5 protein-coding genes are annotated in these 6,427 nt (G+C 34.4%); 3 read left to right on the forward strand and 2 right to left on the reverse strand.

Annotation, left to right across the window (positions count from 1 at the left end; translation table 11 throughout):
* Positions 1-84 precede the first annotated feature (84 nt).
* From AACU95_RS14590 to AACU95_RS14600, 3 genes are read left to right on the forward strand one after another with little or no spacing between them, the layout of a single operon-like run.
* Positions 85-2,721 carry a YdbH family protein gene (locus AACU95_RS14590; RefSeq protein WP_004242802.1) on the forward strand — a complete coding sequence of 879 codons (2,637 nt, stop codon included), beginning with the start codon at positions 85-87 and terminating at the stop codon, positions 2,719-2,721.
* Positions 2,718-2,924 (forward strand): YnbE family lipoprotein, encoded by a 207-nt coding sequence (locus AACU95_RS14595; protein WP_036908037.1) that lies wholly within the window; start codon positions 2,718-2,720, stop codon positions 2,922-2,924. The genes AACU95_RS14590 and AACU95_RS14595 overlap by 4 nt, the downstream gene beginning before the upstream one ends.
* Positions 2,925-2,938: 14 nt before the next feature.
* Positions 2,939-3,271: a YdbL family protein gene (locus AACU95_RS14600; RefSeq protein ID WP_004248000.1), complete on the forward strand. Its 333-nt coding sequence runs from the start codon at positions 2,939-2,941 to the stop codon at positions 3,269-3,271.
* A 78-nt stretch (positions 3,272-3,349) separates the two neighbouring features.
* Here AACU95_RS14600 and AACU95_RS14605 read toward each other — a convergent pair whose 3' ends face one another.
* Complete coding sequence (locus AACU95_RS14605; RefSeq protein ID WP_004242805.1) at positions 3,350-3,934, reverse strand: fimbrial protein; 585 nt, start codon at positions 3,932-3,934, stop codon at positions 3,350-3,352.
* Between the two features lie 41 nt (positions 3,935-3,975).
* Positions 3,976-6,390 (reverse strand): fimbria/pilus outer membrane usher protein, encoded by a 2,415-nt coding sequence (locus AACU95_RS14610; protein ID WP_004242806.1) that lies wholly within the window; start codon positions 6,388-6,390, stop codon positions 3,976-3,978.
* Positions 6,391-6,427: the final 37 nt, after the last annotated feature.

Consider the following 6,427-nt stretch of genomic DNA (forward strand, 5'->3'; position numbering starts at 1 on the left):
AGCATTTAATACTATTATTATAAACAATTTAATGGGTAAAGTGGATGTTCGGAATGTGGTTAATGTGATCAAAAGGAAAATGAGGTGTTGTTAAAGAAAACAATCAAATGGACAGGGATGATACTACTGGGTGTCGGCGCAGTTAGCACGACCTTGTGGCTCACCATTCCACGTTGGTTACCTGTTGTGGCTAAAAGCTATTTACCTGAAGGTGTTTCACTCTCTTTAACACAACCAAGGTTACAACAATGGGGTGTTTTTATTGATGATATCGCATTAAAAAGTGATAGCTGTACCTTGGCTAATGTGCAGCAATTTACGTTTAACTATCAAAAACAGCAAATTGATAGCCTATCATTTAATAGTCAACAACTTACTATTAACGAAGGGTGTTTTTCACAATTATCTTTTGCAGATAAAAAAGAAACCGCAACAGTTCCTCTCGATATTCATGCGTTATTAGCTACTATTCCTCACTTATCGGTTGATATTAATCATGTTTCTTTAATGGATAATCAGCGCTATAACGGCCATTTTCAGCTTAAAAGTGATACAAATGGGCGATTAATCAGCTATCAGGGAGATAATACGCAGATACAAGCGCTGATCCGTGATAATCAATGGTTAGATATTAAACAATTAAAGATTAATTTACCTGACGATAATCAGATAGAGCTGGCGGCTGAAATCGCGTTACCCCTTAATGTTGATTCATTACCAGAAAATGGTTCTATCAGCACAACATTGTTAACATCCCATTATGCTTACCCATTAGTCTTTATTGCTCAATGGCAAGGGAATAGCGGTACCATTTCTATTGCTGAACAAGGTGGAGGGCAAGCGTTAGCTGTGTTGCCTTGGAATGTAACTGCAGAAAATATCACGATAGAAAAAGGGCGTTGGGAATGGTTTGGGCTTGATCAACCCTTACGTGGTGGTGTGAATATCAACATTGCCCAGTGGCAGCAAGGATTAACGGGGTTACGCTTAACTGCGCGCTTAAATGTTATGACGCAAGGGCATGCAGGGAAAGGGAATTTAGTGATGACGATACCTGAAACGGCGATTAACTGGTTAGATGCTGATATACCTATTCAATTGACAGGCATTGTAAATAAAGATCTCATGCAAGCCAGTGCACAACTTCCCGTTAAAGTGACTGGTATGTTGACAGATCCTACTATCGAATTTCAGCCCGGTTCACTATTACGCTTTAAAGGGCAATTAACAGAAACGCTGACGGTAAAAGATGCTCGTTTACCACTGGCTGGCTCAACATTATCTTCCAAAGGATTTAATGGTCACCTAAATGCGATTGTGTTAGCTGAAGATACTATTTGGGGAGATTATCGGGTCCATTTTGCTGGACGTTCGACCGATTTCTTACCTGATCAGGGCAATTGGCAATGGCGTTATTGGGGAGAGGGCAATTTATTGCCATTAAAAGCGCGTTGGGATATCGCTGGAACTGGCTCTTGGGTAGATAACATGGTGAGTTTTGAGACATTAAATACCGGATTTGATGTTTTAACTTATCAGCATACCAGTATGTTAGCACCCAGATTGACGCTCTTAACGCCATTTCGTTGGTTAAGAGACGATAAAAACCCATTATTTGAAGGAAAATTGAAGTTAACCAGTCAACGAATCGATTTTCCTGCGGGGGGATTCTTAGATAGAGCTGACTTTATTGCCAGTGTAAAAGGTCAATCTCCTTTTCGTTTTAATATGAAAGGCGAGCTCAATGCCAAGCCAAATATTGGACCGATAACGATTAATACACGTTGGGATGGTGAAAGGCTAAGAGGGCAGATGCGTTGGCCTGCACAACCAATCAATGCCTTTCAATCTTTATTGCCAGAAAAATTAGGCATCACATTAGATAATGGCGAATTTTATACACAAGCTGACTTTTCTATTGCCCCTCAACAAGGTTTAGTTGCTGGTGGACATTTAGTAGTTAAGCAAGGCAGCATGTGGCTAAAAGATGGCGTATTAGAAGGACTCGATTTTATTTTACCTTGGCGTTTAAACGGTGATGAATGGCAACTAGGTGTAAAGCAGCCAGTGCAATTACGGATTAAGCGCGTCAATAATTTATTTGAAATGACAGACATTACCGCCGATCTGCAAGGATTTTACCCTATTACAGAAGCAAAACCTTTAGTCTTATCTAATGTCAAGGTTGCTATGCTTGATGGCACTATTTCTATGGCTAAATTAGCATTACCACAGCATGAAGCGGCGATTATCTCATTAGACAATCTAGAGTTAAGTCGGCTTTTCACTTTATTGAAGGTGACCCAATTTGCCGCATCAGGTAAAGTCAGTGGCGAATTGCCTTTCTTTATCAATAATAATCAGTGGATAGTGAAAGATGGGTGGCTGGCTAATTCATCGTACTTAACCCTCAGGCTTGATAAAGATTTTGTTGACTCTATTGATGATAGCAATATGACAGCCGGTGTCGCTATGGCATGGTTACGATATTTAGAGATTAGTCGCTCTTGGACGCGGGTTAATTTAAGCAACCTAGGTGAATTAGTGCTTGAAGCGGAAATCCAAGGGAAAAATCCATTAGAAGACAAACGGCGACAAGTAAATCTTAATTATCGCCATCAAGAAAATATTTTTCAGTTATGGCGCAGCTTGCGATTTGGTTCGCAATTGGAAGAGTGGTTAGAAAAGAGCCTATCCGATTTAGGGAGTGAGTCAGAATGATGTTATTATTTTTAAAAAGATTATCTTTATTTGTTATTTTCACTATCGGCATATCAGCACTTACCGGATGTATTCGATTAGAGGTTGCTACCCCGGAAAAACCGATAAACATTAATATGAACGTTAAGATTGAACATGAAATTAATGTCAAAATAGATCGCCAAGTTGAAGACTTGCTGAAAAACAATAGTGCTATATTCTAACGCTGGGGTGAATAATGAATTATAAAAAATATCTCTTTAGTTTTGCATTAATCACAGCATTGATTAGTTCAAATGCCGTTGCTTTAACACTTGATGAGGCGCGCGCGCAAGGCTTAGTAGGGGAAACTTTTAGTGGTTATGTTGAGTTAGTACAACCAAACCATAAGCAAGCTCAAATATTGGTGAATGAAATCAATCAAGCCAGAAAAGCCAAATATGCTGAAATTGCTAAAACCAATCAAGTGACTCCTGAATCTGTTGCCCGTTTAGCGGGTGAAAAATTAGTGGCAAGAGCCAATTCAGGTGAGTTTGTTAAAGGAATTAATGGGCAGTGGGTTAAGAAATAATATCCACTACCCAAGTAGCGATAAAAGAGAGACTAAATTATTCTCATAGCGTTGATATAGTGATAATACTTATTATCACTACAGTACTCTGTTTTCTACACCCGCAAATTCATTATCATTTTCAACAATCTGATCTTTTGCTTCCACAATGAACGTAATACGAGAAGATATATACCCTGGCTTTGCGCGAAGATTATCTTTTTTGACATAATTTATAAAGAAATTAAAATAAGCAGTACCACTTTCATCAATAGTTTTAGTGAATGTATTTTTCTGATTTAAATCAATAGGATTATTTTCATCATCAATTAATTGGAATGTCACATTATCACTTGCTTCAGAGCCTGTTACATCGTTGATAAGGTAACCATTATTAAAATCAATATTTGTATTATCAATACGTAAAGTTATTTTAGTATTCTTTTCTGAACAAAGACTAAAAACTATAGCAATTCTTTTAGAATATCTGTCATTAGCTAAGGTTCCTGCATAATTGCTAGGGAAAGAATCAGGACGTATACTTCTAACTTTAGTGCTATTAGGTATGTCAAAGCTACAACTTATTGGCGCTGGTAAACTACCTCTTCTATTATCAGATAAAGCAATAAAAGGGAAGTATAGTAATAGTAGAGGAATTAAAAATGTTATATTTATTGATTTCATAGAAACACCTTACATAAATATTCAAGAATAAAAATTATTCATTATTGGCAATAAATTTGTTTCTTAATAATTGAATTATTTTTACTTTCATTTTTTACGTTATAATGGAAGAAACATTGTTGCTCCTCTGTATCTCCCCATTTTACTTGTACCGTTCCGCTTTCTTTTATTCCGGAGAGGAATATTCTATTGTGGTCATAGACAGAATCACTAGAAATGAGATTATTATTATCATCAAATGCCATTACATTGGCAGCAAAAGGAATTGGTGTATTTGAGGTAAATAAAACATTATAGCCCCTATTTATAGGGAAATTGATTTTTGCTACCGCTCCTAAAGTAGGTACGATGATTTTACTTTGAGTTTTAGTATTACTAAACTCAGGTAACGAATTTATGTTTAGTCCAATAGTATTTTTACGATATGGCATGATGTGCGGTAATATTAAATTACCGTTATTGTCTGTAATGGCTTGTGAAGAACGATTAGTTTTAATTCCGGCAATGCCATTCGTATTTACAATAGCAAAAGTATTACCTAAGTCAGGTGCCAAAGTTACTCCACTTTGATGTAACACTATTGCACCATTAATCCCTAATCTTAAATTGGTTTTATTATTAGACGATTTAGTTGTATTAATAGAATAAGATTGATATCTCCCCTTATACTGAGTATTTACTGAAGTATGATAGCCAGCATTTGGGTGGCTAAAATCCCGTCGATAATTAATAGAATAGCCTAAGCGATAGTGTTCTAATAAACTTCCACCTATAGTCGTACTATTTATATAACCTTTATTGTTTGGATGATAATCAAATTGATTGCTTACCCAATGATAGGATTGAGAGCTATTTGTTAGTGGAATATTAAAATTTAAAGAAAAATGATTGTCATTATAATATTTTTCATTTTTATATTGATATTTTATACTATAATTCATTTTTTTTATAGAAGATGATAGAGAAGTATTGATTGTAAAGTCATTTTTTCTTTTGGCATAAGAATTTTGATGATAACCAATAGAAAATGTCCCGAAAGATTTAATCGGTTGAAAGAGAGAAATTGTATAGCTATTTTTTATGTTGTCTGTTTGACTTTTTCTAATGCTAACACTATCAGATTTTATTGATTGATAATGGCTAGAAGATATATTTAAAGAAGTACCAATATTGCTCCATCGTTTATTATAGCGCAACTGGTATTTTAATAGATTATTGTGTTCAAAATAACTAATATCACTGGCTACTCCCCCCCAGCGTCCTAAATCTAATGATAATCCTGAAAAGAAAGTATTGCTATTCAGCTTCTTTCTAATTGCACCATAAGCGGTTATTTTTTGATTAATACCATAGGAGAACTCACCCAGTAAAAAAATAGGGTTATTATTTTGATTATTAAACTGGTTATATCTATCATAAGAATATCCAGAAATAAAATTATATTGATAACGACCTTTTTTTAATTGGTTTGGCATTGTAGTAAAGTAATGAGTACTTTTTCTTATACGTCCATCTGCTTCTTTTATTTCTAATACCAATTCATTGCTACCTATAACAGGTAGATCGTTTAAAATAAAAGGCCCAGGAGGAACAATAGTTTCATAAATGGTTCTTCCTTGTTGTTTCACTTTAATTTCAGCATGAGATTCTGCAATCTCTTCTATGATAGGACTATTCATATAGAGATCATTACCAGAGAGCAAATTACTAGATATAAGTTGAAATCCAATTAATTTATCTGTTGATAACATTCTACTGGTTGGTCGAAATTCCCCCACATTAAGCGTTGCCAACAGCGTATTTAATTGATGATAAGCATATAATGAGTATAGCTTAAATTGCTGTTGCTTATCCGTATGATGATAATAACTTTTACTACGTACTCGCCAAGCACCTAAGTTAGCACCTGAGTTAAAACTGATTTTGTGTTCTATCTTATTTTGATTGTTATATTTGCCAAAATAAGAATATGAGCTAAACAAAGCAGGGACACCATCATCCCATAAAACTTGGCTAGCAAGCATATTTTTTTTATTATCTAAGGCTTTTTGTGGAATAGTTAAATATAATGATTGCGAGGAGAAATTATATTTAAAATCAATATTGTAATCGCTTAATAACAAATCAGAACTTAAATCAATAGGAATATTATAAAAAGATGGATCAATATTTAAACGAATTAAATCATTAACATTAATCCTTGGTGTTAATATACCGTCTTTATTTTCATAATATAAAATAATGGTTTCTTTTTTATTTTCGTTGATATAAATATTTGTTGAGTAATAACCATCAGGATGTTCATTATTTAATAACTTGCCGATGGTTTTATTATCAATATTTGACAATACACTTTTATATAGAGAATGAATATTATTGTTAGCAATAGAAAAGAAAGGGTATGCATTTAATATCAATAGCAAAGATGTTTTTAGTCTAAAACTTATCTTACTCATAAATAAGTTCCTTTGGGGTTGCAATGATAGTCTGCTC

It is taken from the genome of Proteus sp. G4415, assembly GCF_963896075.1.
In the GTDB taxonomy this organism is placed as follows: Bacteria; Pseudomonadota; Gammaproteobacteria; order Enterobacterales; family Enterobacteriaceae; genus Proteus; species Proteus mirabilis.

Coding starts and splice junctions, on each gene's coding strand:
- AACU95_RS14595 (WP_036908037.1), top strand. CDS start 2,718: ATGATGTTATTATTTTTAAAAAGATTATCTTTATTTGTTATTTTCACT.
- AACU95_RS14600 (WP_004248000.1), top strand. CDS start 2,939: ATGAATTATAAAAAATATCTCTTTAGTTTTGCATTAATCACAGCATTG.
- AACU95_RS14605 (WP_004242805.1), bottom strand. CDS start 3,934: ATGAAATCAATAAATATAACATTTTTAATTCCTCTACTATTACTATAC.
- AACU95_RS14610 (WP_004242806.1), bottom strand. CDS start 6,390: ATGAGTAAGATAAGTTTTAGACTAAAAACATCTTTGCTATTGATATTA.